General features: G+C 69.2%; 28 protein-coding genes and 1 pseudogene. 20 read left to right on the top strand and 9 right to left on the bottom strand.

Features of this window, described 5'->3' with window-relative positions:
* Positions 1-72: 72 nt before the first annotated feature.
* The gene (locus ALI144C_RS16045) at positions 73-996 is read left to right on the top strand and encodes an aminoglycoside phosphotransferase family protein (RefSeq protein ID WP_076987889.1); all 924 of its coding nucleotides are present in this window, start codon (positions 73-75) and stop codon (positions 994-996) included.
* 75 nt (positions 997-1,071) lie between these two features.
* On the top strand, positions 1,072-1,407 hold the full coding sequence (locus ALI144C_RS16040; RefSeq protein WP_076987888.1) for a hypothetical protein: 336 nt from the start codon (positions 1,072-1,074) through the stop codon (positions 1,405-1,407).
* Positions 1,408-1,419: 12 nt separating this feature from the next.
* On the opposite strand, the gene ALI144C_RS16035 is transcribed toward ALI144C_RS16040, so the two are convergent.
* Positions 1,420-2,037 (bottom strand): hypothetical protein, encoded by a 618-nt coding sequence (locus ALI144C_RS16035; RefSeq protein WP_076987887.1) that lies wholly within the window; start codon positions 2,035-2,037, stop codon positions 1,420-1,422.
* A 196-nt stretch (positions 2,038-2,233) separates the two neighbouring features.
* On the opposite strand from ALI144C_RS16035, the gene ALI144C_RS16030 reads away from it, so the two are divergent.
* Positions 2,234-3,373, top strand: coding sequence for an MFS transporter (locus ALI144C_RS16030; RefSeq protein WP_076987886.1), 1,140 nt, complete (start codon positions 2,234-2,236; stop codon positions 3,371-3,373).
* A 98-nt stretch (positions 3,374-3,471) separates the two neighbouring features.
* Positions 3,472-4,047, top strand: a pseudogene (locus ALI144C_RS57450) (response regulator); the annotation flags it as partial.
* 31 nt (positions 4,048-4,078) lie between these two features.
* Here ALI144C_RS57450 and ALI144C_RS57445 read toward each other — a convergent pair.
* Genes ALI144C_RS57445 through ALI144C_RS16005 form a run of 4 tightly spaced genes read right to left on the bottom strand, consistent with a single transcriptional unit; the run spans position 4,079 to position 5,628 of the window.
* On the bottom strand, positions 4,079-4,564 hold the full coding sequence (locus ALI144C_RS57445; RefSeq protein WP_076987884.1) for a J-domain-containing protein: 486 nt from the start codon (positions 4,562-4,564) through the stop codon (positions 4,079-4,081).
* On the bottom strand, positions 4,561-5,178 hold the full coding sequence (locus ALI144C_RS16015; RefSeq protein WP_076987883.1) for a hypothetical protein: 618 nt from the start codon (positions 5,176-5,178) through the stop codon (positions 4,561-4,563). The genes ALI144C_RS57445 and ALI144C_RS16015 overlap by 4 nt, the downstream gene beginning before the upstream one ends.
* 34 nt (positions 5,179-5,212) lie before the next feature.
* Complete coding sequence (gene rpmF / locus ALI144C_RS16010; RefSeq protein WP_076987882.1) at positions 5,213-5,377, bottom strand: 50S ribosomal protein L32; 165 nt, start codon at positions 5,375-5,377, stop codon at positions 5,213-5,215.
* Positions 5,377-5,628 (bottom strand): type B 50S ribosomal protein L31, encoded by a 252-nt coding sequence (locus tag ALI144C_RS16005; protein ID WP_076987881.1) that lies wholly within the window; start codon positions 5,626-5,628, stop codon positions 5,377-5,379. Before ALI144C_RS16005 ends, rpmF begins: the two co-directional genes overlap by 1 nt.
* A 51-nt stretch (positions 5,629-5,679) precedes the next feature.
* Between ALI144C_RS16005 and rpsN the strand changes: the two genes are divergently transcribed.
* Positions 5,680-5,985, top strand: a complete 306-nt coding sequence (rpsN, locus tag ALI144C_RS16000; RefSeq protein ID WP_076987995.1) for a 30S ribosomal protein S14 — start codon at positions 5,680-5,682, stop codon at positions 5,983-5,985.
* Positions 5,986-6,034: 49 nt separating this feature from the next.
* Here rpsN and ALI144C_RS15995 read toward each other — a convergent pair whose 3' ends face one another.
* The gene (locus ALI144C_RS15995) at positions 6,035-7,279 is read right to left on the bottom strand and encodes a Gfo/Idh/MocA family protein (protein ID WP_076987880.1); all 1,245 of its coding nucleotides are present in this window, start codon (positions 7,277-7,279) and stop codon (positions 6,035-6,037) included.
* A 131-nt stretch (positions 7,280-7,410) separates the two neighbouring features.
* Between ALI144C_RS15995 and ALI144C_RS15990 the strand changes: the two genes are divergently transcribed.
* Both ALI144C_RS15990 and ALI144C_RS15985 read left to right on the top strand, forming a co-directional pair.
* Complete coding sequence (locus ALI144C_RS15990) at positions 7,411-7,824, top strand: YciI family protein (protein ID WP_237774171.1); 414 nt, start codon at positions 7,411-7,413, stop codon at positions 7,822-7,824.
* Positions 7,824-9,065, top strand: coding sequence for an RNA polymerase sigma factor (locus tag ALI144C_RS15985; protein ID WP_076987878.1), 1,242 nt, complete (start codon positions 7,824-7,826; stop codon positions 9,063-9,065). The genes ALI144C_RS15990 and ALI144C_RS15985 overlap by 1 nt, the downstream gene beginning before the upstream one ends.
* On the opposite strand, the gene ALI144C_RS15980 is transcribed toward ALI144C_RS15985, so the two are convergent.
* Positions 9,055-10,716, bottom strand: a complete 1,662-nt coding sequence (locus tag ALI144C_RS15980; RefSeq protein ID WP_076987877.1) for an NB-ARC domain-containing protein — start codon at positions 10,714-10,716, stop codon at positions 9,055-9,057. The two genes, ALI144C_RS15985 and ALI144C_RS15980, sit on opposite strands and share 11 nt — an antisense overlap.
* Positions 10,713-11,294 (bottom strand): TetR/AcrR family transcriptional regulator, encoded by a 582-nt coding sequence (locus ALI144C_RS15975; RefSeq protein WP_237774158.1) that lies wholly within the window; start codon positions 11,292-11,294, stop codon positions 10,713-10,715. Before ALI144C_RS15975 ends, ALI144C_RS15980 begins: the two co-directional genes overlap by 4 nt.
* Positions 11,295-11,372: 78 nt before the next feature.
* Between ALI144C_RS15975 and ALI144C_RS15970 the strand changes: the two genes are divergently transcribed.
* Both ALI144C_RS15970 and ALI144C_RS15965 read left to right on the top strand, forming a co-directional pair.
* Positions 11,373-12,581 (top strand): cytochrome P450, encoded by a 1,209-nt coding sequence (locus ALI144C_RS15970; protein WP_076987876.1) that lies wholly within the window; start codon positions 11,373-11,375, stop codon positions 12,579-12,581.
* 132 nt (positions 12,582-12,713) lie between these two features.
* Positions 12,714-13,700: an ABC transporter substrate-binding protein gene (locus ALI144C_RS15965; RefSeq protein ID WP_076987875.1), complete on the top strand. Its 987-nt coding sequence runs from the start codon at positions 12,714-12,716 to the stop codon at positions 13,698-13,700.
* Between the two features lie 80 nt (positions 13,701-13,780).
* Here ALI144C_RS15965 and ALI144C_RS15960 read toward each other — a convergent pair whose 3' ends face one another.
* Positions 13,781-15,340 (bottom strand): PucR family transcriptional regulator, encoded by a 1,560-nt coding sequence (locus tag ALI144C_RS15960; protein ID WP_237774157.1) that lies wholly within the window; start codon positions 15,338-15,340, stop codon positions 13,781-13,783.
* A 280-nt stretch (positions 15,341-15,620) separates the two neighbouring features.
* On the opposite strand from ALI144C_RS15960, the gene uraD reads away from it, so the two are divergent.
* The 11 genes from uraD (at position 15,621) to ALI144C_RS15905 (ending at position 25,467) form a co-directional block, all read left to right on the top strand.
* Positions 15,621-16,079: a 2-oxo-4-hydroxy-4-carboxy-5-ureidoimidazoline decarboxylase gene (gene uraD / locus ALI144C_RS15955; protein ID WP_076987874.1), complete on the top strand. Its 459-nt coding sequence runs from the start codon at positions 15,621-15,623 to the stop codon at positions 16,077-16,079.
* A complete protein-coding gene (gene uraH, locus ALI144C_RS15950) occupies positions 16,076-16,366 on the top strand; it encodes a hydroxyisourate hydrolase (RefSeq protein ID WP_076987873.1) in 291 nt (96 codons plus the stop codon). Before uraD ends, uraH begins: the two co-directional genes overlap by 4 nt.
* A gap of 16 nt (positions 16,367-16,382) precedes the next feature.
* The gene (pucL, locus tag ALI144C_RS15945; protein WP_076987872.1) at positions 16,383-17,207 is read left to right on the top strand and encodes a factor-independent urate hydroxylase; all 825 of its coding nucleotides are present in this window, start codon (positions 16,383-16,385) and stop codon (positions 17,205-17,207) included.
* Positions 17,207-18,073: an FAD binding domain-containing protein gene (locus ALI144C_RS15940; protein WP_076987871.1), complete on the top strand. Its 867-nt coding sequence runs from the start codon at positions 17,207-17,209 to the stop codon at positions 18,071-18,073. Before pucL ends, ALI144C_RS15940 begins: the two co-directional genes overlap by 1 nt.
* Positions 18,064-18,537, top strand: coding sequence for a (2Fe-2S)-binding protein (locus ALI144C_RS15935; protein ID WP_076987870.1), 474 nt, complete (start codon positions 18,064-18,066; stop codon positions 18,535-18,537). The genes ALI144C_RS15940 and ALI144C_RS15935 overlap by 10 nt, the downstream gene beginning before the upstream one ends.
* On the top strand, positions 18,534-20,747 hold the full coding sequence (locus ALI144C_RS15930) for a xanthine dehydrogenase family protein molybdopterin-binding subunit (RefSeq protein WP_076987869.1): 2,214 nt from the start codon (positions 18,534-18,536) through the stop codon (positions 20,745-20,747). Before ALI144C_RS15935 ends, ALI144C_RS15930 begins: the two co-directional genes overlap by 4 nt.
* Positions 20,748-20,749: 2 nt before the next feature.
* Positions 20,750-21,217, top strand: a complete 468-nt coding sequence (locus ALI144C_RS15925; RefSeq protein ID WP_143230674.1) for a nucleoside deaminase — start codon at positions 20,750-20,752, stop codon at positions 21,215-21,217.
* 149 nt (positions 21,218-21,366) lie between these two features.
* Positions 21,367-22,797, top strand: a complete 1,431-nt coding sequence (locus ALI144C_RS15920) for an NCS2 family permease (RefSeq protein ID WP_076987867.1) — start codon at positions 21,367-21,369, stop codon at positions 22,795-22,797.
* Positions 22,798-22,804: 7 nt separating this feature from the next.
* Positions 22,805-23,188 (top strand): allophanate hydrolase-related protein, encoded by a 384-nt coding sequence (locus ALI144C_RS15915; protein ID WP_076987866.1) that lies wholly within the window; start codon positions 22,805-22,807, stop codon positions 23,186-23,188.
* Entirely contained in the window at positions 23,181-24,155 is a 975-nt protein-coding gene (gene alc, locus ALI144C_RS15910) for an allantoicase (RefSeq protein ID WP_076987865.1), read from the top strand. Before ALI144C_RS15915 ends, alc begins: the two co-directional genes overlap by 8 nt.
* A gap of 103 nt (positions 24,156-24,258) precedes the next feature.
* On the top strand, positions 24,259-25,467 hold the full coding sequence (locus ALI144C_RS15905; protein WP_168211260.1) for an ABC transporter substrate-binding protein: 1,209 nt from the start codon (positions 24,259-24,261) through the stop codon (positions 25,465-25,467).

Genomic DNA, 25,467 nt, shown 5'->3' with positions numbered 1-25,467 from the left:
CAGCACGCTTGAGCTGCGCGCGAGCCACCAAGGGATGAATCGCCGGTAACGGATGTGTGTCAAGATCGGGGCATGCTCACCGACGAACAAGTGGCGGCACGCACCGACCGGGCGCTCGGCGCCGCGGTGGCCGCGGGCCGCGACCTCGGGCTCACGGTCACCGAGCCGCAGGTCCTGTACAGCGTTTTCTCCGTCATCGTGCACCTGGCGCCGTCGCCGGTGGTCGTCCGCGTGCCGACCGTCCTGCCCGAGTGGACCACACCGGCCCAGCAGGTGACCGGACAGCGCAGGGAACTGGCCGTGGCGGGCTGGCTGGCCGACCGCGGTCACCCGATCGTCGCCCCGAGTCCGCTCGTCGCCCGCGAGCCGGTCGGCCGGGACGGCTTCTCGATGACGTTCTGGCAGTACGTCGAGCAGGTGCCGGACGCCGAGATCGACCCGGCGGACGGCGGCCGGATCGCGGCCGGGCTGCACGACGCGCTGCGGGAGTACCCGGGCGACCTGCCGTTCATGGACTTCTGCGAGCCGTTCTTCGACAACTCGTTCGCGTTCCTCGCCACCCGCCGTGACCTGATCAGCCAGGAGGACCTCGACCGCGCGGTGCGCGACTGGGCGGCGGTGAAACCGCTGCTGGACAGCGAGGGAGCGTTCACCGCCGCGTTCCCGGACGTGGCGGTGCAGGCGATCCACGGCGACGCGCCGGTCTACAACCTCATCGTCACCCCGCAGGGCGCGCTCTGCGGGGACTTCGAGTTGGTCACGCGCGGCCCGGTGGAATGGGACCTGACGTTCAGCGGTCCGGCTGCCGAGCAGGCGTACGCGCAAGCAGCGGGCAGGCCGTTGGACGAGACAGCGCTGCGGCTGTTGGAAGGAGTCCGGATGCTGCAGATCGTGGCGTGCCTCGCGCAGGTGCCGAACATGCCTTCGTTGGCCGACGGCATGCGGCCCGCGCTCGAGAACTGGCGCGCGACACAACCACTCGCGCAGCTCATCTAGTTCGTCTGGCGGCGTCCAGACAGATTCGAACGTCGCGCGAAGCCCGTGTGCTGTGCTGGAACGTGGGAGGCCGTGATGACCGGACCAGCGATGACGGGCACAGCACTGACAGACCGGCTCGCCGCCGAGGACGAGGCGGAACGAGCCGGTCTGCTCGCCTCGGACAACCGGTTGACGTGTCACGTCCACGGCAAGTGGATCCACCAGTGCGTGTCGTCACCGCTGCACGCGAATCCCGTCACGTGTCACCGCTGGTGCCGTGACTGTGAGATGGCGTTGACCGTGGTCGTCGACGAGCTCGCCCGGACCGTGCGGATGCGTTGTCCGCGTTGTGGTGGCGGGAACAGCGCGGCGACCACCCGGCTGTTGGCCGCGTGTCAAGCGAGTCTCGTCGCGGTGCATTCAGCCTGACCGATGTCTTGCCTAGGTCACTCGGTCGTAGAACCGTTCCAGCATGTCCATCGCGCCGAACCGGGCCAGGTCCGCGTCCCGAGCTTCGGCCTTGACCATGACGCGGAACCGGCCTTTGGTTGCCATCAGCATCGTCGTCGCTTCCTTGCCCGTGGAAGGACCTTCGCTGATCTCGGCCGCGTCGGGAACGCCGTCGGCGGTCACCTGGTCGGCCCGGCCCAGACCCTCGACGTACTTCTGGTGGTCACAGGCGCCGTTCGCGGTTTCGAACTCGTACAGGTAGTAGGTCTCGTGACGGTACTTCGCGATGGTGTCGGCCCCGGACTCGAAGGTCCGGACCCAGGCCTCGCGAAAGCCCGCGTCGCTCAGCGCCTTCGGCTCACCCTTTCCCAGCGGGTCCAGTTCCCCGAGGGACACCGAACGATCCACGGTCGGCTTGTGGTTGGTGACGTACCTGGGCCGGGGCGGCACCAACCCGTTCATGGAACGGGAACCGTCGACCGGCACCTGTCCGCCTTGGCACAGCGACTGCCTGCTCTGTCCAGCGGGCGCCGCTGTGCCGTCCACCTGTGACGTGCACCCGACCGCCAGCACACCGCATAACGCCACCACCAAGCCGCGCGTCTTCATCACACCAGTGTGCACCTCTACCTTGAGACATCAAGGCAGGGGGTGTGTCCGCGATCGGTTTCCGCCGGTGCTGCCGGGCGAGCGGCCGGTTCGACGACACGGTGGGACACGACTCCGTGCGCGACTGAGCCCCGGTGGGGCAGATCCCGCCATCCGGCTCTGGGGCAATCGATTGCCCGTCCAGTAGCGTCTGCGCATGCGGTCGATCAGGCTGTTGCAACTCACGACGTTCGTGAGCACGCTCGACCGGTTCGTGATGCCGCCGATGCTGGTCACCATCGCCGTCGACCTCGGTGTCCCGCTGTCCGAAGTGGTGCGTGCGGCCAGCGTTTACTTCCTTGTCTACGGGCTGATGCAGTTGGTGTGGGGCACGGTTTCCGACGCGTTGGGTCTGGTCAGGACGATGCGGTTGACGATGCTCGCCGCTGCCGTCTGCACGGTCGCGGCGGCGTTCGTGGTCAGTCCCTTGTGGCTCGCGGTGACGCGGGGGCTGGCCGGTGGGTTCTTCGGTGCCGCCTACCCGGCCAGTCTCGTCTACGTCGGCGACACGGTTCCCGCGCGGGAACGCCAGCCCGAGATCGCCCGGCTGATGGTCGGTACCGCCATGGGGATCGGGCTCGCGTCCGTCGGTGCCGGGCTCATCGCCCAGCTCGTGTCGTGGCGGGCCGCTTTCCTCGTGACCGGCGTGCTCTCGCTCGCTCTCACCGTGCTGCTGCGACGGCTACCGCAGCCGCCGATGACCCGTAAGGGCAGCAGTGTCGTCAAGGCCATCGCCGCGGTGGGCAAGACCAGGGCCGCTGTGTTCGTCCTGCTGATGGCGTTCACCGAAGGCGTTGTGCTGTTGGGTGTTCTGACGCTGCTGCCGCCCGCCGTCGAGCAGTCGGGGGCCACGCCCGCGGTCGCTGGGGCGGTCACGGCCGTCTACGGCCTGGCTGTGTTCCTGATGACCCGCGTGATCGTCACGATCACCCACCGGTTCCACCCCGCCGTGTTCATCGGCGTCGGCGCCACCGCCGCGGTGCTCGCGTGCGCTTTGCTTGCCATCGAACAGAATCCGGTGACCACGGCGGTGGCCGCCGTCCTGCTCGGCCTGGCGTGGACGTCGATGCACTCGTCGCTGCAGACGTGGGCGACCGAGGTCGTGCCGGACGCCCGTGCCACGATGATGTCGTTGTTCGCCACCGCCTTGTTCGCGGGCAGCGCGGTCGCCGCCGCCGCGGTCGCCGGACTGGCCGAGGCGGGCGCGTACGGCACGATCTTCTTCCTCTCGGCGGTGCTCACCATCCCGTTGGGGCTGTTCGGGAGTGTCAGCCGGGCACGGTGGCGCGAACCCTGACCCCGTATCCAGCCGAACATCCGCTCATCCCAGTTGGCCGCTGCGCACAGCGGACCGAGCCGGGCACGACACGACGGCGGCGGCTCCGAATAGCCGCCATGACACTTCGGCAGGACCGCTGCACCAAAACCGCAACCGGCCTTGGGATAATCCCGCACATGCCCGGTGGCCGATTACCGACGCCTCCCGTGACCGTCGTGCTCGCGAGCCAGGACGCCACATTGTCCACAATGGATGGAATTCTGATCGTCGGCAGCGCGCGGACCGGGCCCCAGGCCGTCCGCGCGGTGCTGGACCACCGGCCTGACGTGCTCGTCCTCGATCCGGACCACGCCGGGATGAAGACCATCCGGGACGTGGTACGGGCCGCGCCGGGCACGGCGGTACTGGTCGTGTCGACGCTCGACGACGACACGTCGATCCGTACGGCCGTCCAGGCGGGCGCACGGGGCTATCTGGTGAAAGGCACCGAGAAGGCGAGTATCGCGCCCGCGATCCGCGGTATGGCGGCGGGCGAGGTGATCTTCGGCGCCGGGATCGCCTCGCGCATCGGCGACCTGCTCACGGGAACCGACGACCTGACCGCGCGCGAACACCAGGTGCTGGAACTGCTGCGCTCCGGCCTGTCCACCGCGGCCATCGCCCGTGAGCTGCGGCTGGCGCCCAAAACCGTGCGCAACAACCTGTCTTCGATCTACGCCAAGCTCAGGGTGTCCGGTCGCGCCGAGGCGATCGCCGCCACCACCGGCGACGGGGCCGCTCAGGCACCGCGGCCGCCCGCGGCTTCGGGCGGTTCTCCCGCCACCGCGCGACAACCTCGTCCGCGTCCACCCGCCCGACCGGAACGATGATCGGGCCGGACGGCGCCCGCAGCCACGCCACGACCTGCGCGTTCAGGTCGGCGACCAGTTCGCGGACCTCCCGCTCGGAGCGCAGCTCGGCCACGGTCTCCGGCAGCCGCTCGATCTCCCTGCGCAGCCGCAACGGTGTGAGCAGCATGCTTTCCGCGGTGAGCCCCTCCCGTTTGAGGTAGCTCTTGATCCACCAGTCCTCGTCGTGCGGCTGCCCGGCGCCGGGCAGCGGTTTCCCGGCTCCCGGCAGGTTGTCGAAGTCGCCTCGTTCCTGCGCCATCCTGACCTGCCGGTCGACCCACGTCTCGAAGGAGATACCGGACGGCTTGCGTTCGGTCATGAATCCAGGCTACGGAACTTCTCGTCGATGTCGGGCAGCCAGAACGCGACTTCCAGCGTGCGCATCCTGGCCCACCGGCCGAGCCGACGGCCCTGGACGACCAGGGCGAAGGAACTCACCAGGAAGATCACCGCACAGGTGACCGCGAGGACTGGGCTGCGCGCGGTGAACAGTTCGACGACCGCGACGGACGCGGCGATCATGAACGGCGGCGCGCAGTTGCGCAGCATCAGGCCGGACGCCCTGAGCCTGGTCACGTCGGCCGCGGTCTCGACGTCGTGCGTCTGGATCGCGGCGAGCAGGAGGAACGCGTCGGCGTCGACGTACTCGCGGCCTTTCGCGGCGGGATTGCGCCTGAGGAACTCCTGCTTCACCTTGTCCTCACGGCGCCGCGGCACGACCTTGTGCGCGAGGTTGCCGAGTGGATAGGCCAGGTAGCCGAGCAGGTAGCTCAGCAGCACCAACCCGATGACCAGCAGCACGGCCGGTGACCTGGTGAGCGCCATCAGGTCGATCCAGTGCGCGCGGGTGGCCACGTACGTGAACAGGGCCAGGTAGAGCGAACCCGGGATGGCGTAGGTGAACAGTTCGAAGATGCCGACGGCGATGGTCACCGGGACATCCAAACAGGTGCCCGGTGACCGTTGATCAGCTCACCATGCCACGCCGGTACGCCTGGACATATCGGCGTGGCACGGACAGCTTCCGGCCGTCCGGCGTGGTGACGACGACGAGGTCGGGCGCGCTGGCCTTCCACTGCGCCCTGCGATGACGGGTGTTGCTGCGGGACTTCTTGCGCTTCGGGACGGCCATCAGCGCTTCCTGTCGCCGTAGCGCTGGCGGAACTTCTCGACCCGGCCCGCGGTGTCGACCAGCCGCTGCTTGCCCGTCCAGAACGGGTGGGAGTCGGCGGTCACGTCGACCACGATCAGCGGGTACGTGTTGCCGTCCTCCCATTCGATCGTCTTGGTCGACGTGGCGGTCGACCTGGTCAGGAACGCCGTCCCGGTCGAGCCGTCCTTGATGACCACCGGGTGGTAGTCGGGGTGGATGCCTGGCTTCATGACACCGAGGCTACCCTAGTTGGCAATGGTTGTCGTTTTCAGGAGGTGGACGTGGCGAAGAAGTCGAAGATCGCCAAGGACAAGCAGCGCCGGGAGATCGTGGCCAGGTATGCCGAGCGGCGCGCGGAGCTGAAGGAGATCCTGCGGTCACCGGGCTCCTCGCCCGACCAGCGCGCCGCCGCCGCGGCCGAACTGCGCCGCCAGCCCCGCGACGCCAGCGCGACCCGGCTGCGCAACCGCGACGTGGTGGACGGGCGGCCACGCGGGTACCTGCGCGCCTTCGGGCTGTCGCGGGTCCGCGTGCGCGGGATGGTGCACAACGGCGAACTGCCCGGCGTCCGCAAATCCAGCTGGTAGACCAGCTGTTCAGCGCGCACCCCGCGTGAACGATCCCCGGGTCGACAGATCACAGCGTGACGACTGTGCCGGTGCGGCGTGCGCGTTCGGCTGCCCAGACGAGCCGGTGGGAATCCAGGCTTTCCCTGCCGTCGGTCAGGATCAGCCCGGGGTCACCCGTGCGGATCGCGTCGATGAACGCGTCGACGAGGCCCTGGTCTCCCCCGCCGTGCCCGTCGGCCGCCGTGGCGCCGCCGTACGCACCCGGGTCGATCACCTCGGGGCCGGTGAGGAAGTCGTGGACGGCGATGGTCTCCCCGTCCCCGTCGATCGAGCCGCGGGTGCCGAAGATCCGCGTCTTGCGGTGTGCCGCCGGGGCGAACGCCGTCATCGTGAACGACGCGGTCACACCGTCGGTGTACTCGATGTTGACGACCTGATGGTCGACCACGTCGTTGTCGCACGAGTAGACACAACGGCCGTACGGTCCTTCGCGCAACGCTGTCATCAGGCCCTCAGCTGTCCGGTCCATGGTGACGATGGACAACGGCCAGCCCTTGTCCGGGCGGTCGAGGTACGGCGTGTAGATCTTGGGCGCCGAGTACGGGCAGGTCGACTCGACGGCGCAGTCCAGGCAGCGGTCGGCCGCCCCTTCCGGTTTGCGCTCCGGCCGGAACTCGTACAACCCGCCGAACGACGAGACCTTCTTCGCCTGCCTGCCGATGATGTACGCCAGCCAGTCCAGGTCGTGGCAGGACTTGGTCATCAGCATGAAGCTCGACTCGTCCTCGCGCCGCCAGTTGCCGCGGACATAGGAATGCGCCTGGTGCCACCAGCCCACCGGCTCGAGGTGTTCCACGCTGACGATGTCACCGATCCGCCCGCTGTCGACGATCTGCTTGAGCGCGCGGGAGTACGGCGTGTACCGCAGCACGTGACACACCGCCAGCAACACGTCTGCTTGCTCGGCGGCCCGCACGATCCGCTCGCAGTCCGCCTCGGAGGTGGCCATCGGTTTCTCCAGCAGCAGGTGGTAGCCGCGGTTCGCCAGTTCGACCGCGGGTTCGACGTGGTCCTTGTCCTGAGTGGCGACCACTGCGACATCCGCCAGCCTCGGCTGGTCGAGCAGGTGCCGCCAGTCCTCGAAGACGCCGTCAGCGGGCACGCTGTGCTGGGCGACGAACACCTCCCGCGCCTCCGGACGCGGTTCGGCGACGGCGACAACCCGCGCGTGCCCGGTCCGTTCGGCTGCTTCGGCGTAGTTCCTGCCCCGGCTACCTGCCCCGACGATGAGAACACTGACCTGCTCCGGCACCCTGCGGCCCCCGTCCGATCGGCTCCGGTGAAAACTCCTGCCAGAATTCTCCCGGGTGATGTCCGGACCGCGCACCCGGTTTCGACGTCTCTGGCGTACAGCATCCAGAGAGGAGCACGACCGTGAAGTACATGATCATGATGATGGGCTCGCAGCGCGATCTCGACATGCTCTCCGGCAACGGTCACGACCGGCAACCGTGGACGCTCGAGGAGGCCCGGGCGCTGCACAAGTTCATGGGCGACTGGAACAACGCGCTGGTCGAGTCCGGCGAGTTCGTCGAAGCCCACGGCCTGAGTGCTCCCGCCCACGCCCGCCGGGTGTCCGTGCGGGACGGTGTGCCGGTGGTGACCGAGGGGCCGTACCCGGAGACGCAGGAGGTCCTGGTCGGGTACACGACCGTCGAATGCGAGAGCTTCGACCGGGCCACCGAGATCGCTGCGCGGCTGGCCGACACCCCGTTCCCGGAGCACGCCCGGCTCGACCGGCCGTGGTACGTGGACGTCCGGCCGATCGACGACCAGGCGCCCGAGCCGGAGATCTGATGCCTTCCCCCGCGATCGAGGACCTGCTGCGCACCCTCGCGCCGCAGGTCCTCGGCGCGGTCGTGCGGCGCTACGGCCACTTCGACACGGCCGAGGACGCCGTCCAGGAGGCGTTGCTGGCCGCGGCCACCCAGTGGCCGACGGACATGCCCGGCAACCCGCTGGGGTGGTTGATCACCGTGGCGTCCCGGCGGCTGACGGATCTGCTGCGTGCCGAGCAGGCCCGGCAGCGGCGGGAGGACACGGTCGCCCAGTGGGTGCTGCCCGATGACTGGCTCGCCCCGGCCGCGGACCGGCCGCCGTCGGATTCCGACGACACCTTGATCCTGCTGTTCCTGTGCTGCCACCCGTCGCTGTCCCCGGCCTCGCAGATCGCGTTGACCCTCCGCGCCGTCGGCGGGTTGACCACGGCGGAGATCGCACGCGCCTTCCTGGTCCCGGAAGCGACGATGACGCGGCGGATCAGCCGGGCCAAACAGTCCGTCAAGGACAGCGGGGTGCCGTTCGCCGTTCCGCCGGGAGCCGCGCGATCCGAACGGCTCGGCGCGGTCCTGCACACCCTGTACCTGATCTTCAACGAAGGCTACGCGAGCACGCATGGACCCGACCTGCAACGGGCGGACCTCGCCGCCGAGGCGATCCGGCTGGCGCGCCTGGTGCACCGGCTGCTGACCGACGATTGCGAAGTGGCCGGGCTGCTGGCGTTGATGCTGCTGACCGACGCCAGGCGGCCCGCTCGTACGTCGGCCGCGGGAGACATCGTCCTGCTGGCGGACCAGGACCGGGCGTTGTGGGACACGGCGCTGATCGCGGAGGGTGTCGAGCTGATCAGCTCGGTCCTGCCGGGCGGTCAGGTGGGGCCGTACCAGATCCAGGCGGCCATCGCGGCCGTGCACGACGAGGCACCGTCCTATGCGGACACCGACTGGCCGCAGATCGCCGCGCTGTACGAGGTTCTGCTTGGCATGTCGGACAATCCGATGACCGCGCTGGGGCACGTCGTCGCGGTGGCGATGGCGCGGGGCGCGTCCGACGGGTTGGCGTTGCTGGACGAGCTCACCGAGTCGATCGGCGACCACTACCGGTACTTCGCCGTGCGGGGCCACCTCCTGGAGATGCTCGGTGACACGGCCGCCGCGCAGGCCGCGTACGTGTCCGCCGGACAGATCGTCACCAACGAGCCGATGCGGCGATACCTCTTCGGCAAGGCGTCCGCCGTGGCGACAGGCCCTACAGCATGAGCCGGGACCGGATGTCCGCGGCGCGGGGATCGGCCAGCTCCTCGTACAGCGCCAAGGCCGCCAGCCAGGCCTTCTCCCCCAGCCGGGTGTCGCCCGCGTCGCGCAGGATGTCGCCGCGCCGGGTCAGCGAGTCGGCCTCGCCCCACCGGTCGCCCACCTCGCGCCGGACCACCAGCGACCGGTCGACGCAGTCCAGCGCCTCGTCGTACTCGGCCAGCGCCACGTGCACGTCGGCCACGGTGACCAGCTTGCGGCCCTGGCCGTAGAGATCGTCGATCTCCTCGCACATGCGCAACGCCCGCCGCGCCGTCGCGGCCACCGGTCCGTCGAACGTCATGGTCGTGACGGCGGACGGCGGCAACTCCAGTACGTGGACGCGGAACGGCGCCAGCGCCTCGTTGGCCGCGACCGCGCTGTGCAGGTACCACTCCGTCAGCCGCCGCACGGCCGTGTGTCGGTCTTCCGCGCTGTCCTCGGCACGGGAGCATTCCCTGCCGTAGAGCCGGAGCAAGTCGTGCAGTCGGTACCAGTCCCTGCCCGCCTGGTCGACCAAGTGCATGCCCGCCAAGGACTTCAGCAACGCCTGCGCCCGCTGGTGCGTCTCACCGGTCAGCGCGGCGGCCGCGGAGACGCACACGAGCGTCCCCGGATGTAGGCTGACCAGCCGGAACATCCGCGCGGTCGCCGCGTCGAGGCCGCGGTAGGACCACGAGAACACCGTCCACACGGCCGAGTCGTCGTCCACGACGGCCAGATCCTCGGCCAGGTCACGAAGTGACGCGCCAGGCCGGTTGTTCACGTGCTCGGCGGCGATCCGCAGCGCGAGCGGCACGTGGGCACAGCGGCGGGACAGTTCGGCCAGCGCGTCGGCGTCGTCGGCCCGGTCGCCCGTGATCATCGTGGTGAGCAGCCGGACGGAGTCCACACTGCTCAACGGGCCGAGCGCGACCCGTGTCGCATGGGTCCGGACGGCCAGTCCCGACAGCCGGTTGCGGCTCGTGACGACGACCGCGCAGCCGGTTCCGCCCGGCAGCAGGTGCTGGACCTGCCGGGAGTCGACCGCGTTGTCCAGCACCACCAGGACCCGGCGGTGCGCGAGCACCGACCGGAACAGCGCCGCCTTGCCTTCCGGCCGTGCGGGGATCTCGTCGGGCGGGACCTCCAGCGCACCGAGGAACTCCTCCAGCGCCTGAGCGGGCGCGACCGGCACGCCGTCGCCGGAGAACCCGTTCAGGTCGATGTACAGGTGGCCGTCCGGGAAGCGCGCGGCGACGTCGTTGGCCAGCCGCAGCGCCAGCGCCGTCTTGCCCGTGCCCGGTGGCCCTTCGATCGTGACCACGCGCAACGCCTCGGACCCGTCGTCCCGCAACGCTTCGTCGAGCTTGAGCAGTTCGTCCGCGCGGCCGACGAAACTCGCGGTCGCGGCGGGCAGTTGGGCGGGTCTGACCGGCTGGGCGTGGGTGAGGGCGATCAGGGTGCCGCCCGCTTCGAGGACCTCGTCGCACCGGCGGGCCAGTTCGGCCGACGGCGGCGCGCCGTTCTTGATCTTGATCAGCCAGCCGGGGGTGTAGCCGGTGAGCTTCGCCAGGCGGCGCCACGACAGGCCCCGGCTGGTCAGCACCAGGTCGAGCTCGTGGCTGAACGTGGTCACAGCAGGTCCGAGAGTCGGCCGAGCGCCTGGTCGAGCGCTTCGGCCGGGTCGCTGTGCGGGTCGCGGGTCCAGTCGAGCAGGGCGCCGAGACCGACGCCGACCACCGCGTCGGCGAGGATCCGCGCGGCCGGGCCGGGCATCCGGGCCCGCATCGCGTCGGCGAGCAGGCCCCGGCTGCGGGCGACCATGCCGAGGTTCGCCGCCCACACCTCCGGGATCGTGAGCATCGCCAGGTCGCGTTCGTACCGCGCGGCGCGGTCGTCCGGGGACAGGCCGGTGAACACGGCGCGGAGGGCACCGCGCAGCACGTCGACCGGTGGCGTGTCCGGTGGCTGGGCCGCCACGGCGGCGCTGACCGCGTCGGCGAGCGAGTAGTAGTCGTCGAGCACGGCCAGGTCTTCCTTGGTCGGGAAGTAGCGGAACACCGTGCTCGGCGCGACTTCGGCGGCCTCGGCGATCTGCTCGACCGTGGTCGCCTGGTAGCCGCGCTCCTTGAACAGGCGCAGGGCGTGCTGCTGGATGGCGGTCCGCGTTCTGGCCTTCTTGCGTTCCCGCAGCCCGGTCGCTGGTTGATCCACGGGCAGCAGGATAACCCGGCACCTGGAGCACCCTCTTCTTTGACAGTCGACTACAAAATCGGAGTAGACTCTCAAAATATGACCGAAGCGACCACAGGATCCGCCACACAGCCCATCGACCTGCCCACCGAACGTACGCCCGGCTGTCCCTTCGACCCACCGGCCGAACTGATGAACCTTCCGCCGGTCAGCCCGTTGCGGTTCGCCGACGGCCACGTCGGCTGGCTGGTCACGAGCTACTCGGCAGCACGGACAGTCCTGATCGACCCCCGGTTCTCCACGCGCACGGAGCTGAAACGCCCCGTCTTCGGCGTCGCGCCACGACCGGGCGGCGCGCGGCACCCCGCCGCACCCGGCTGGTTCGTCGGCATGGACGCGCCCGAGCACACCCGGTACCGGCGGTTGCTGCTCAGCGAGTTCACGGTGCGGCGGATCAAGCAGCTCGAACCACGCATCGCCGAGATCACCGACCGGCGCCTCGACGTGATGGCCGACGCGGGTCCGCCGGTCGACCTGGTCAAGGAGTTCGCGCTGCCGATCCCGTCGCTGGTGATCTGCGAACTGCTCGGCGTGCCGTACTCGGACCACGCGTTCTTCGAAGAGCAGAGCAGGATCGTCGTCCGCTTCGACGCCACGCAGGACACGCTGATGGCCGCGATGGGCACGTTGTCGGCCTACATGCGCGAACTAGTCGTCCGCAAACGATCGCGGCCCACGGACGACCTGCTCGGCAGGCTGATCACCGGCACGGACCTCGACGACGAGGAGCTCACCAACATCGGCCTCGTGCTGCTCGTCGCCGGGCACGAGACGACCGCGAACATGCTGGCGCTCGGCACTTTCGCGTTACTGAGCAACCCGGACCAGCGCACGGCGCTGGACAACCCCGACGCGGTCGAGGAGTTACTGCGCTACCTGACGATCGTCCACCTGGGCACCCCGCTCCGGGCGGCGCTGACCGATGTCGAACTGGAGGGCTCACTCATCCGCGAAGGCGACTCCGTCGTGATCGGACTGCCCGCGGTCAACCGCGATCCCGAGTTGTTCGACGACCCCGGCACGCTGCGGCTCGACCGGGAGTCGGCGCGCAGGCACCTGGGGTTCGGCGTCGGCATCCACCAGTGCATCGGCCAGCAACTGGCCAGGGTCGAGATGCGGATCGGCTACACCAAGCTGTTCGAGCGGTTCCCGACACTGCGGCTCGCGATCCCGGCGGAGGACATCGAGCTGCGCGACACGGCGGTGGTGTACGGCGCGAAGGCCCTTCCCGTTGCGTGGGACGCATAACGGGGTTTCGTCCACTCGACACGGACATCTCCGCTAATGCAATCGTCGAGCACGATCCCCCCGCCTGGCGACGGGACCGGCCACTGTGGTCTGATCGTGGGTCCACGCCGCTGACGTCGCCGGGGAGGTCCGATGCCGCTCACCCGATCTTGGCACACCGCGCTGTTCTGCGCGCTCACGCTCACCACCGCCACGAGTTGCTCGTCATCAAGCGATTCCGGTGAGCCGGGCGCGCAGGGTCTGGAACGGACGACGGTTGTCGTCGGCACCCTGCCCATCGTGGACTCCGTGCCGTTGGCCATCGCGCAGCAGAAGGGGTACTTCCGCGCGGAAGGCATCGATGTGGACGTTCGGACACTGCCGGGTGGCGCGGCCGCGGTGCCCGGCCTGGCCAACGGGGAGCTGCAGTTCGCGTTCGGCAATTACGTCTCGTTCTTCAACGCGCAGTACCGGGGAGTGCTCGACCTGAAGCTGGTCTCCGACGGCTACCAGGCCACCCGCGGCATGTTCCTGATCATGACGGGGAAGGGAAGCGACATCAGCGGACCGGCGGGCCTGGCGGGCAAGCGGATCGCGGTCAACACCAAGGCGAACATCGTGGAACTGACCGCGCGCTCGGCGCTCGAGGCCAACGGCGTCGACCCGAGGACCGTGACGTTCACCGAGATCCCGTTCCCGGACATGCAGTCCGCGGTGGAACGCCGGAACGTCGACGCCGCCTTCATGGTGGAGCCGTACATCACGCAGGCGCAGCGCAAGGTGGGCATGACGCCCGTACTGGACGCGGCGACCGGTGCCACCCAGGACGTGCCGATCGCGGCGTGGGCGACCAGTTCGAAGTTCGCGCAGGCGAATCCGAGGACCACGGCCGCGTTCCAGCGGGCGATCGCCCTGGGCCAGCGGGACGCGGCGAACCGCTCGGTGGTCGAGCAGACGGTGACCGCGTACGCCAGGGTGGACCAGGCCACGGTCAGCCTGATGAACCTGGGCACGTGGCCGACGACGCTGAGCGCGGTGCGGATGCAGCGCGTGATCGACCTGATGACCCAGTACGGCCTGATGGACAAGGCGCGGAAACTCGATCCCGCGAGCATGATCTTCAGCTCACCCCGAGGCTGAACCGTGCAACCAATGTGGCCTTCGTTGCCAAAAGCGCAACCAATGTGGCCTTCGTTGCGCTGACCACGGCGGTCGCAGGATCAGGGTGGCCGGTGCTCGCTCTCGTCGGCCAGTGCCAGGTAGAGGTCGACCCGGTCGCCGAACCGGCCGGGGTCGCGCCCGGTCAGCTCGGTGATCCGGGTTATCCGGTACCGCAGGGTGTTCACGTGGACGTGCAACTCGGCGGCGGCCTGCGTCCACGAACCGGAGTGTTCCAGGAAGACCCGCAACGTCCTGGTGAGCTCGGACTTGTGCGTCTCGTCGTACGCCGACAGCGGACCGATGATCTGGTTGCGGAACGAGCGGCGCAGCTCGTCCGGCACGGCGGCCAGCAGCAACAGGTGGGACGCCACCTCGTCGCCCGCCATCACGGCGACTCTGCCCGGTGAGCGTTCCGCGAGTTTGCGGGCGTACCTGGCCTGTAGGACGGCCGCCCGCAGGCCGGTGGCGTCCGGGCAGCGGCCGAGACCGAGCACCAGGCCGCCCCGGCCGAGCGCGGGCTGCATGGTGCGGACCATGTCCTTGAGGTCCGCCGCGATGGGGTGGGGTGTGCCCAGCAGTCCGAAGACCTCGTCGTCGACCGTGCCCACGAGCGCCGGGCCGTCGAAAGCCGACAGCAGATCGTCCAGTACGGACGCGGCCGTGCCGGACGCGGACACCGTGACGATCTCGGTCCCGTCGAGTTCGGTGGCCGACAACCGCGACTGGATCTCGTTGGGGGTGGCCTGTTCGGACAACACCAGCCGCAGCAACGGTTGCGCGGCGCGGTTCTCGATCCGGCGCGCCTCGTCCAGCCGGGAGCGTTCCAGCTCGACGAGGGTGGCGAACTCGGCCGCCACCTCCTGGCGTTCGGTCGGCCATGTCCGGTGATCGCCCGCGACGACCAGGAACCAGCCAAGCGGCCGTTGTTTGGTCGTCGTCGCGTACACCGAGAATCCTCCGGCGACGACAGGCATCCGCTCCGAACGCAGTGCGTGCTTGACGAGCGCGGGGACGTCCCGGAGCTCATCCGTCCCCTCGACCACACGGCCCGCCGCGCTGATCACCCAGCAGTCCGCGCCGACCTCCGTCGCGCCCGCGCCGACCAATGCGGACAACCCGCCGCCGGACGTGACCGCGGCGACCAGACGCCGGTGCCGGTCCAGGTTCGGCGTGGCTCGTTCGGCCGCCAGACCCAGGATCACGCGCTCGCTGATCGTCGCGAACGAGATGTGCACCGGGACCACGAGCAACGGCAGCTTGTGCCGTTCGCAGGCGTCCACGACGTGCTGCGGGAGGATGCCGCCCGCCTCGGCGGTGCCCGCGCCCAACGCCGTCACACCGGCTTGCGCCAGTCCGGCGACGAACGCATCGGAGTCCTCCGGCTTCGGCCACCACTCCATCCCGCTGAGCACCAGTTCGCCGCCGGTCAGGAACCGCCGCGGGTCACGTAGCGTCGCAGTGAAGACCCTGGTGATCGGCCGGTCAGCGACATCCGTGCCGACCCGCAGCTCAAGGCCGAGATCGGGGGCGTTCAGCAATGTCCCGAGGTTCACCGCGTGCCTGCCGTTGGAGTTCGGGGACGAGGGGCGCCGGTCAGCGTAACCGTCCCGTGTGGTCACGACCGGGAGTCTGTCGGAGGTCTCGACGGCCCAGCTTCCCGCTGACCGCACCGGCCAAAGGCGCCGGTACAACCCCGGTACCGGCCCCTTCACCCGGCACGCCCACCGAAAACCTGGATCCGCCGAATACCCCCAACGAACTCCCGGTCGCAACCACTCGATTGGAGGAACCTCCAAAACGATACGCCTGCGTCCACCTCCTTTTCATGGTTTTGACCGCTGGCGGCCGTGCGCGCCGGATTGTTGACTGGATCACATCCGACGCGGGTGAGGAGGCCAGGTGCTGCCACGACTGTCCAGCGATCAGCTGCTGGCGTGCTGTGCGTCGCGCCGGTGGGCGCTGCACATGGCCGCCAACGCGCCGTACCCGGACGTCGCGAAGCTGCTGGCCACGTCCGACACCGAGGTCGCCGCGCTGAGCTGGCGGGAGGTCACCGAGGCGCTGGCCGCGCATCCGCGCATCGGGCAACGGCCGACCGGGACGGATCGCGAGGCCGAATGGTCCCGGCAGGAGCAGTCCGCCGCCGTCGGCGCGGACGCCGAACTGGCCGCCGCGAACGACGAGTACGAGCGCAAGTTCGGCCGTGTGTTCCTGATCAGTGCCGCGGGCCGCACTGCGGACGAGGTGCTTGCCCAGCTGCGCAGGCGGTTGGGCAACGACGAAGTGACCGAACGGGACGAGGTCCGGCGGGAATTGGCCGCGATCGTCCGCGGCCGACTGGCAAGGTGTGTCGGATGAGTCTGTCAACGCACGTGCTCGACGCGGCGTCCGGCCGCCCCGCGGCGGGGGTCGTGGTCCGGTTGGAGAGCCGGGACGGGACGCGACTGGCCTCGGCGACGACCGACGCGGACGGCCGGATCACCGGCTGGGACCCGCCGGAAGGGGTGCACCGGCTGGTGTTCGAGGTCGACACGCCGTTCTACCCGGAAGTCGTCGTGACGTTCCGGGTCACCGACCCCGGTGAGCACTACCACGTGCCGCTGTTGCTCAGTCCGTACGCGTACTCGACCTATCGGGGCAGTTGATCAGGAAGGACGGGCGATGGCCATCGTTCTCGGCGAAAACCAGTACGGGAAAGCCGAAACCCGGCTCGTCCGGGTCGAACGCGACACCGACGAGCACCGGTTGGTCGACCTCAACGTCAGCACCGCGCTGTCCGGGGATCTCACCGACACCCACCTGACCGGCGCGAACGACAAGGTCCTCACCACCGACACGCAGAAGAACACCGTGCTGGCGTTCGCCCGTGACGGCGTGGGGCAGATCGAGGCCTTCGGGCTGCGGCTGGCCAGGCACTACGTCGGGCAACTGGAGAGCATCCACCGCGCCCGCGTGCAGATCGAGCAGTACCCGTGGACGCGGCTCGGGCCGCACTCGTTCACCCGCTCCGGCGAGGGAACCCGGCTCGCGACGGTCGTGTTCGACGGGGAAGCGACCATCGAAGGCGGCATCAAGGACCTGACGGTGCTGAACACGACCGACTCGGAGTTCTGGGGCTACCCGCGTGACGAGTACACGACGTTGCCGGAGACCAAGGACCGGATCCTCGCGACCGCGGTCAACGCGCACTGGCGGTTCTCCTCCACAGATGTGGATTGGGCCGAGGCGTACACGACAGCACGGGCGAGCCTGCTCGACGCGTTCGCCACGACCTACAGCTACTCGTTGCAGCAGACGCTGTTCGCGATGGGCAAGCGTGTGCTGGAAAGCGTGCCGGAGATCGCCAGTGTCCGGCTGAGCCTGCCCAACCAGCACCACTACCTGACTGACCTGTCGCCGTTCGACCTGGACAACCCCGGTCTGGTGTTCCACGTCGGCGACCGGCCGTACGGCCTGATCGAGGCCGAAGTCGTACGGGAGACATGATGGATTTCCTCAACCCGGGCAGCGTGACCGAGGCGCTGGAGCTCAAGGCGTCGGTGCCGGACGCGGTGCCGATCGCCGGTGGCACGGACGTGATGGTGGAGCTGAACTTCGACCACCGGCGCCCGCCCGCGCTGCTGAACCTCAACCGGATCGCCGAGCTGCACACGTACTCCACTGTGGACGGCCGGGTGCGGATCGGGGCCTGCGTGCCGTACAGCCGGATCGTCACCGAGCTCGGCTCGGTCCTGCCCGGCCTGGCCATGGCGTCGCGGACGGTCGGCTCGCCGCAGATCCGCAACCGCGGCAGTGTCGGCGGCAATCTGGGCGCGGCCTCCCCCGCGGGTGATTCGCATCCCGCGTTGCTGGCCACGGACGCGGTCGTCGAGATCGCGTCCACGCGGGGCGTGCGGATGGTCCCGGCGAAGGACTTCTACGTCGGCGTGAAGCGCAACGTCCTGGAGCCCGACGAGCTGATCACGGCCGTGCACGTGCCACCGGCCACCGGTCCGCAGCAGTTCAGCAAGGTCGGCACCCGCAACGCCATGGTGATCGCGGTCTGCGCGTTCGCCATCGCCCTGCATCCCGAGCAGCAGCGTGTGGGCACCGGGATCGGGTCGGCCGCGCCGACTCCGTTGCGTGCCCACGAAGCCGAGGAGTTCTTGGCCGCCGAACTGCCGTGGGGTTCGCCGGACGGCCTGCTGGATTCGTTGAACAGGCGGTTCGGTGAGCTCGTCGCGAAGGCGGCGTCGCCGATCGACGACGTGCGGGGCACGGCGTCCTACCGGCGGCACGCGTTGGCCGTGATGGCCCGCCGCACGTTGAGCTGGACGTGGAGTGAGTACAGGAGGACCGCACAATGCGCGTGAACGTGACCGTGAACGGTGTCGAGCGTCAGGCCGACGACGTGTGGCCGGGCGAGAGCCTGCTGTACGTGCTGCGCGAGCGGCTGGGGCTGCCCGGCGCCAAGAACGCCTGCGAGCAAGGCGAATGCGGATCGTGCACGGTGTACCTCGACGACGTGCCGGTCTGTTCCTGCCTGGTCGCGGCCGGTCAGGCCGAGGGACGTGAGGTGCGCACCGTCGAAGGCCTCGCCGACGGCGAGCAACTGCACCCCGTGCAGCAGGCGTTCGTCGACCGGGGCGCGGTGCAGTGCGGATTCTGCACACCTGGGCTGATCGTCGCCGCGCACGACCTGATCGAGCGGACCGCGGAGCCGACGGACGCCGAGATCCGCGAGGCGCTGGCCGGGAACCTGTGCCGCTGCACCGGGTACGAGAAGATCCTGGACGCCGTGCGACAGGCCGCGGCCAAGAAGGCCGGTGTGGCGTGACCACCGGCGGGATCGGTGAGAGTCCACTCAGGCCGGACGGTGGCCTGAAGGTACGCGGCCAGTACGCGTACTCCTCGGATCTGTGGCTGGAGAACATGCTGTGGGGCGCGACGTTGCGCAGCCCCCACCCGTCCGCCCGGATCCTGTCGGTCGACACGTCCGCGGCGCTCGCGATGCCGGGTGTGCACACCGTGCTGACCTACAAGGACGTGCCTGGCGAGAACGTCTACGGCCTCAAGCTCCAGGACACGCCGGTGCTCGCCGAGGAGGTCGTGCGATACCAGGGTGAACCGGTCGCGCTGGTGGCCGCCGAGCACCCCGAAACCGCGCGCCGGGCCGTCAAGGCGATCAAGGTGGAGTACGAGGTCTTCGAGCCTGTGCTGGACCCGGAACTCGTCGCCCACTCCCCCGACGCGCCCCAGGTGCACCCGGGCGGGAACCTGGTGCGCCACCAGCGCATCCTGAAGGGCGACCCGGACGCGACCGCCGACGTCGTGGTCAGCGGCGTGTACGAGATCGGCATGCAGGACCAGGCTTTCCTCGGCCCGGAGTCGGGTCTGGCCGTGCCGGACGGTGACGGTGGAGGGGTGCACCTGTACCTGGCCACGCAGTGGCTGCACGTGGACCAACGGCAGACCGCCAAGGCGCTTGGCCTGCCGGTCGAGAAGGTCAAGCTGACGATGTCCGGTGTCGGTGGCGCGTTCGGCGGCCGGGAGGACCTGTCGATCCAGGTGCACGCGTGCATGCTCGCGTTGCGGACCGGGCGGCCGGTGAAGATGTCGTACAACCGGCAGGAATCGTTCTTCGGGCACGTGCACCGGCATCCGGCCAAGATGTACTACGAGCACGGCGCCACCGCCGAAGGCGACCTGGTCTACGTGCGGGCACGGCTGTACTTCGACGGCGGCGCGTACGCCTCCAAGACCCCGGTTGTCGTAGGCAACGGCACGACGTTGGGCGTGGGGCCGTACAACGTTCCCAACGCCAGGATCGAAGCCTGGGGCGTGTACACGAACAACCCGCCGTGCGGCGCGATGCGCGGCCTGGGCGCGGTCCAGCCGACGTACGCCTACGAGTCCCAGATGGACAAGCTGGCGGCCGCCCTGGGCATGGACCCGGCCGATCTGCGTATCCGCAACGCGATGAGCGAGGGTTCGACCACGGTCACCGGCCAGGTGGTGGACTTCCCCGCACCGGTCGCCGAGCTGATCCAGCGGGTCAAGGACATGCCGTTGCCCGAGCCCTCAGGCAGTGACATTCTCCAGCTGCCTGGCGGAGCGGCGAACACGACGCACGGCGAAGGCGTGGTGCGTGGCGTCGGATACGGCGTGACCATCAAGAACATCTCGTACGCCGAAGGCCTGGACGACTACTCCACGGCCCGGGTCCGGCTGGAGGTGGTCGACGGCGAGCCGGTGGCGACCGTGCACACCGCCGCGGCAGAGGTCGGTCAGGGCCTGATCACCGTGCAGCAGCAGATCGCCCGGACCGAACTCGGCGTCCAGCAGGTCGTCCTGCACCCGTGCGACACCGACATCGGCGACGCCGGGTCGAGCTCCGCGTCACGCCAGACGTACATCACCGGCGGGGCCGTCCGCAACGCGTGCCGCGCCGTTCGTGCGAAGCTCCAGGAGTTGGCCGGATCCGAGGACGTCCCGGACATCGCCGCGGTGCTCGGCGACGAGGTGATCGAGGAGACCAGGGAGTACCACCACCGCAAGACATACCCGTTGGACCCGGAGACCGGCCAGGGCAACGCCCACGTGCAGTACGGGTTCTCCGCGCACCGGGCGGTCGTCGACGTGGACACCGAACTCGGCCTGGTCAAGGTCGTGCAGCTGGACTGCGCGCAGGACGTCGGCAAGGCGATCAACCCGGACGCGGTCGTCGGGCAGATCCACGGCGGCTCCGCACAGGGCCTCGGCCTCGCGGTGATGGAGGAGATCCAGGTGGCGGAAGGCAGGATCCGCAACCCGTCGTTCACGGACTACCTCATCCCGACCATCCTCGACATGCCGCCGATGACGGTGGACGTGGTCGAACGGCCCGACCCGCACGCGCCGTACGGCGTCCGCGGGGTCGGTGAACCGCCGACGATCTCCGCGACACCGGCGATCGCCAACGCGATCAGGGCCGCGACCGGGCTGGAACTGCCCCGCGTGCCCATCCGTCCCGAGTACATCATCGATCTGACCGACGGGGGAAGCTGACGATGTCGGAACCAGAGTGGCTGCGCCGGTGCATCGACCTGGCGGCGGAGAACGTCGCCGGCGGCGGCGGCCCCTTCGGCGCGCTCGTGGTGAAGGACGGCCAGATCGTCAGCACAGGCGTCAACCTGGTCACCCCCACGCTGGACCCGACCGCGCACGCCGAGGTCGTGGCGATCCGCCGCGCGTGCCAGGAGCTGAACACGTTCAAACTGGACGGCTGCGTGCTCGTCTCGTCGTGTGAGCCGTGCCCGATGTGCCTGAGCTCCTCGCTGTGGGCGCGGGTCGACCGGATCATCTACGCGGCCGACCGGCACGACGCGGCCAAGGCCGGGTTCGACGACCTGGCTTTCTACGAACTCTTCGAACGCCCCCGGGACTCCTGGCAGCTACCCGTGCGCAAGGTGTCCGAAGTGGACGGCTTCAAGCCGTTCACGGCATGGCTGGACCACCCCGACCGGGTCGAGTACTAGTCCTGCCCCTGTCGTGAGTGGTTGTTCCGGTTCTGACCGGCATTTCCACGCACGACACTCTTCCCAGCCGGGCTGATTCCTGTCGTGAGTGGAAATCGGGGTTAGAACCCCGGCAACCACTCACGACACCCGACCAAGGGGAATGACGCATGACCCGAACGGACGATGACGACCGTTTAGCCAGGGGGCTGCCGCCTGTCCTCGATCGGTTCTTCTCGATCACCGGGCGGCAGACCACCGTGTCCAGGGAAGTCCGCGGCGGCGTCACCACCTTCGTCGCGATGGCCTACATCGTCCTGCTGAACCCGCTGGTCCTCGGCGCGTCGGCGGACGTCACCGGCGCCAGACTCGATCCGGCGCAGATCACCACGGCCACGGCGCTGTCGGCAGCGGTGATGACTGTCCTCATGGGACTTGTCGGCAACGCGCCACTCGCGGTGGCAGCCGGAGTGGGCATCAACGGCGTGGTCGCGTTCCAGATGGCACCAGCCATGACGTGGGCGCAAGCCTTCGGATTGGTTGTGCTGGAAGGTGTCTGTATCGTGCTGATGGCGGCGAGCGGTGTCCGCGAGCGGATCATGAACGCCATCCCGCTGCCGCTCAAGACCGCGATCACGGTCGGCATCGGCCTGTACCTCGCCCTGGTCGGCCTGGTCAGCGCCGGGTTCGTGACCAGGGTGCCCGACTCGGCGAACTCGCCCGTTCCGGTCCGGCTCGGTGAGGGGCACCTGGCCGGGTGGCCGATCGCGGTGTTCTGCTTCGGCCTGCTGCTGATGGTGGTCCTGGTGGCCCGCAAGGTCGCCGGGGCGCTGCTGATCAGCATCGCGGTCACCACCGTGCTGGCGGTGGTCCTGCACGAGGGCTTCGGCGTCGGCGGCTGGGGGCGCACCGATCCGGCCCTGCCGGATCACGTGCTCGGCGCACCGGACTTCGGCCTGTTCGGCACGGTGGACCTGGTCGGCGGGTTCGTCTCGGCCGGGCCGATCGCCGCGACGGTCTTCCTGTTCACGTTGGTGCTGTCGGGTTTCTTCGACGCGATGGGCACGATCACCAGCGTCTCGCAGGAGGCCGGGCTGGCCAAGGACGGCAAGGTCCCCGGGATGGGCCGGATCCTGTTCGTGGACGGCGCGGGCGCGATCGCCGGTGGCGTCACCGGATCGTCGCCCAACACCGTGTTCCTCGAGTCGGCGGCGGGCGTCGGCGAAGGCGCCAGGACCGGCCTGGCCAGTGTGGTCACCGGTGGCATGTTCGCGATCACGTTGTTGTTCACGCCGTTGATGACGGTCGTGCCGGCACAGGCCGCGGCTCCGGCCCTCGTCGTGATCGGCGGGATGATGATGGCCCAGTGCCGCGGGATTCCGTGGACCGACAGCGACTACACCATCCCGGTGTTCCTGACCGCGGCGATCATCCCGTTCACGTACTCGATCACGAACGGCGTCGGCGCGGGCCTGATCTCGTTCGTGCTGGTCAAGACCTGCACCGGCCGGTGGCGCGAAGCGGGCTGGCTGCTGACGGTCCTCGCCGCGGTCTTCGCCGTCTACTTCGGCGTCCACGGCATCGAACTGCTTTTCCGTTAGGAGTTCCATGGCGCTCATGTTCCTCAACGGCGGCGCGATGCGCGGCGGCCCGTTGCACCACCTGCTCGACGGGTCACCGCTCATCGCTTCGACCCGCACGGCGTCGAAATACCGGTTCTACTCGGTGGACGACGTCTGCCCGGCGCTGCACCCGGTGTCGCACGGCGGTGCCGCGGTCGCGGGAGAGCTCTACGACGTGCCGCTGGACGTGTTGCGGGACAAGCTGTTGCCCGCCGAACCGCCCGTGCTGGAGCTCGGCGTCATCGAGATGGCCGACGGCAGCAGCTCGTTCGCGATGCTGCTGCGCCGGGGATACGCCGGTTCGCTGACCGACATCACCGACCACGGCGACTGGCTGTTGTACCGATCCAAGAAGAGGACCGATGACTGACCACGATCTCGCAGCACACGGAACGGTGATGGCGGCGAGCGACGAGTTCTTCGCGGACAAGGAAAACCTGCTGAACCCGGCGCCTGCCACCTTCCAGCCGCGCACCTTCACCCCCAAGGGCCAGCAGTACGACGGCTGGGAGACCCGCCGCCGCTACGGCCGCGCCGACGGCCACGACTGGGTCCTGATCCGGCTCGGCACGCCGGGTATCGTGCGCGAGGTCAACGTGGACACCGCGCACTTCCTCGGCAACTACCCGGAATCCTGTTGGCTCGAAGGGACATGTGCCGACGGCTACCCCAGCCCGGCCGAACTGGCCACGGCGCGCTGGTTCCCGCTCGTGCCGTCCTCGCCGTTGCGGGGCGGGTCGGCCAACCTGTTCGATGTGGACGTTCCATGGCGGGTCACGCACGTGCGGCTGCACATCGTGCCTGACGGCGGGGTGGCCCGGCTGCGGGTGTTCGGCGCGGCGATCCCGGATCCACGGGACCTCGATGACATCCCGTTCGACCTGGTGGCCACGACGAACGGCGGCACCGTTGTCGACAGCAGCGACGGCTTCTTCTCGCCACCGGCGAACATGTTGCAGCCAGGGGAATCCCGGTTCATGGCGGACGGGTGGGAAACCGCGCGCCGCCGCTCCCCCGCACACGACTGGGTGAGCATCAAACTGGCGTGCCCGGCCATGCCGGTCGTCGCCGAGATCTCCACCAAGCACTACCGCGGCAACGCGCCGGACCGGGTCGCGTTGTCCGGCTCGGCCGACGGGGCGTCGTGGTTTCCTTTGCTTGCCGAGACTCCGGTCCAACCGGACACCCTGCACCGGTTCCGGATCACGACACCGCACGAGGCTTCCTACGTCCGGCTCGACAGCCACCCGGACGGCGGGATAGCCCGGTTCCGGTTGTACGGCAAGCCCACGTCGTTGGACGACCTGTTCGAGCGGTGGAAGGCAACCACACCCTGATTCGCCGATGATCCCATGAATTTAATGGGTCTATTTCCGTGATGTCGGCGCCGGGTAGCTTGAAGCCGTTGTCGAATCGGGGCCCATGGGATCGAGGTCAGTGATGGCGGCTGTTTCCCGGCGACGTGTGCTCGGCCTGCTCGGTGCGGCGGGAACTCTGTCCGTGCTGCCGGGATGCGGCAACAGCCTGAACGAGAACCCGGGCAGCGGTTCGGGCGGCGGAGCGGTCAAGGTCGGCCTCGTCGTCTCGTTGTCGGGCACCTACGCCACCGTGGGCACGGACCTCAAACGCGGCTGGGACCTCTGGCTGGAGCGCAACGGCGGCAAGTTGGGTGACCACACGGTCACGACGGTCACGTCGGACGAGGGCGAGACCCCGCAGACGGGCGTCGCGGCTGTGCGCAAGGTCCTGCAGTCCGACCAAGTTGACGTAGTCGTCGGAATCGTGAGTTCCGCGACCGCGTTGGGCTGCGCGCCTCTGGTGGCGGAGTCGAAGAAGCTGATGCTGGTGGCGAACGCGGGCGCGGCCGCGCTCACCGACCCGGCCAAGATCAATCCCTACGTGTGGCGTACCTCGTTCCAGAACGGCCAGGTCGCCTCGGTTCTCGGCACCTATCTCGGCAAGGAGCGCAAGCAGGATCCCGTCTACGTGATCGCGCCGGACTACGCCGCGGGCACCGAGGTCGTCACCAGTTTCACCAAGGCGATCACGGCCGCGGGCGGCACCGTGGCCGGCAGCGCGAAACCGCCGTTCGCCACGACCACCGACTACCAGCCGTTCCTGTCCGGGATCCGCTCGTCCGGGGCCAAGGCGACGTTCTGCTTCTTCTCCGGCGTCGAGGCGGTCGCGTTCGTCAAGCAGTACCAGCAGTTCGGGCTCGCCGAGTCGATCCCGCTGTACGGCTCGGGCTTCCTGACCGAGAACGACGTGCTCGCCGCCCAGGGCGACACCGCACTGGGCGTGCAGACGTCCCTGCACTACAGCGACCAACTGGACACCCCGGCGAACAAGGCGTTCGTCGAGGCGTACACCGCCAGGTACGCCAAGGCGCCCAGTGTGTTCTCCTTGCAGACGTGGGACGCGGCCAACGTGCTCAACCGGGCGCTGAGGGTGTCCACCGGCGTGGACGGCGATTCGCTCAGCGCGGCACTGCGCGGGATCGGGTCCGTTGACGACAGTCCCCGTGGCCCGTGGACGTTCGACAACCAGACTCCCCGGCAGAAGATGTACCTGCGGACCGTGCGGCGCACGGAAGGCAAGCTGGTCAACGCGATCACCGCCGACCTCGGCACGACCGGCCAGTTCAGCTGA

This window comes from Actinosynnema sp. ALI-1.44 (genome assembly GCF_001984155.1).
Classification (GTDB): domain Bacteria; phylum Actinomycetota; class Actinomycetes; order Mycobacteriales; family Pseudonocardiaceae; genus Kibdelosporangium.
The sequence above is the reverse complement of the archived record's forward strand: the minus strand, read 5'-3'. Positions and strand labels throughout refer to the sequence as shown.

Bases quoted from the DNA above. Each gene is read 5' to 3' on its own strand.
- ALI144C_RS16045 (WP_076987889.1), top strand. From the start codon at position 73: ATGCTCACCGACGAACAAGTGGCGGCACGCACCGACCGGGCGCTCGGC.
- ALI144C_RS16040 (WP_076987888.1), top strand. From the start codon at position 1,072: ATGACCGGACCAGCGATGACGGGCACAGCACTGACAGACCGGCTCGCC.
- ALI144C_RS16035 (WP_076987887.1), bottom strand. From the start codon at position 2,037: ATGAAGACGCGCGGCTTGGTGGTGGCGTTATGCGGTGTGCTGGCGGTC.
- ALI144C_RS16030 (WP_076987886.1), top strand. From the start codon at position 2,234: ATGCGGTCGATCAGGCTGTTGCAACTCACGACGTTCGTGAGCACGCTC.
- ALI144C_RS57445 (WP_076987884.1), bottom strand. From the start codon at position 4,564: ATGACCGAACGCAAGCCGTCCGGTATCTCCTTCGAGACGTGGGTCGAC.
- rpmF (WP_076987882.1), bottom strand. From the start codon at position 5,377: ATGGCCGTCCCGAAGCGCAAGAAGTCCCGCAGCAACACCCGTCATCGC.
- ALI144C_RS16005 (WP_076987881.1), bottom strand. From the start codon at position 5,628: ATGAAGCCAGGCATCCACCCCGACTACCACCCGGTGGTCATCAAGGAC.
- ALI144C_RS15990 (WP_237774171.1), top strand. From the start codon at position 7,411: ATGATCATGATGATGGGCTCGCAGCGCGATCTCGACATGCTCTCCGGC.
- ALI144C_RS15985 (WP_076987878.1), top strand. From the start codon at position 7,824: ATGCCTTCCCCCGCGATCGAGGACCTGCTGCGCACCCTCGCGCCGCAG.
- ALI144C_RS15970 (WP_076987876.1), top strand. From the start codon at position 11,373: ATGACCGAAGCGACCACAGGATCCGCCACACAGCCCATCGACCTGCCC.
- ALI144C_RS15965 (WP_076987875.1), top strand. From the start codon at position 12,714: ATGCCGCTCACCCGATCTTGGCACACCGCGCTGTTCTGCGCGCTCACG.
- uraH (WP_076987873.1), top strand. From the start codon at position 16,076: ATGAGTCTGTCAACGCACGTGCTCGACGCGGCGTCCGGCCGCCCCGCG.
- pucL (WP_076987872.1), top strand. From the start codon at position 16,383: ATGGCCATCGTTCTCGGCGAAAACCAGTACGGGAAAGCCGAAACCCGG.
- ALI144C_RS15940 (WP_076987871.1), top strand. From the start codon at position 17,207: ATGGATTTCCTCAACCCGGGCAGCGTGACCGAGGCGCTGGAGCTCAAG.
- ALI144C_RS15935 (WP_076987870.1), top strand. From the start codon at position 18,064: ATGCGCGTGAACGTGACCGTGAACGGTGTCGAGCGTCAGGCCGACGAC.
- ALI144C_RS15925 (WP_143230674.1), top strand. From the start codon at position 20,750: ATGTCGGAACCAGAGTGGCTGCGCCGGTGCATCGACCTGGCGGCGGAG.
- ALI144C_RS15920 (WP_076987867.1), top strand. From the start codon at position 21,367: ATGACCCGAACGGACGATGACGACCGTTTAGCCAGGGGGCTGCCGCCT.
- ALI144C_RS15915 (WP_076987866.1), top strand. From the start codon at position 22,805: ATGGCGCTCATGTTCCTCAACGGCGGCGCGATGCGCGGCGGCCCGTTG.
- alc (WP_076987865.1), top strand. From the start codon at position 23,181: ATGACTGACCACGATCTCGCAGCACACGGAACGGTGATGGCGGCGAGC.
- ALI144C_RS15905 (WP_168211260.1), top strand. From the start codon at position 24,259: ATGGCGGCTGTTTCCCGGCGACGTGTGCTCGGCCTGCTCGGTGCGGCG.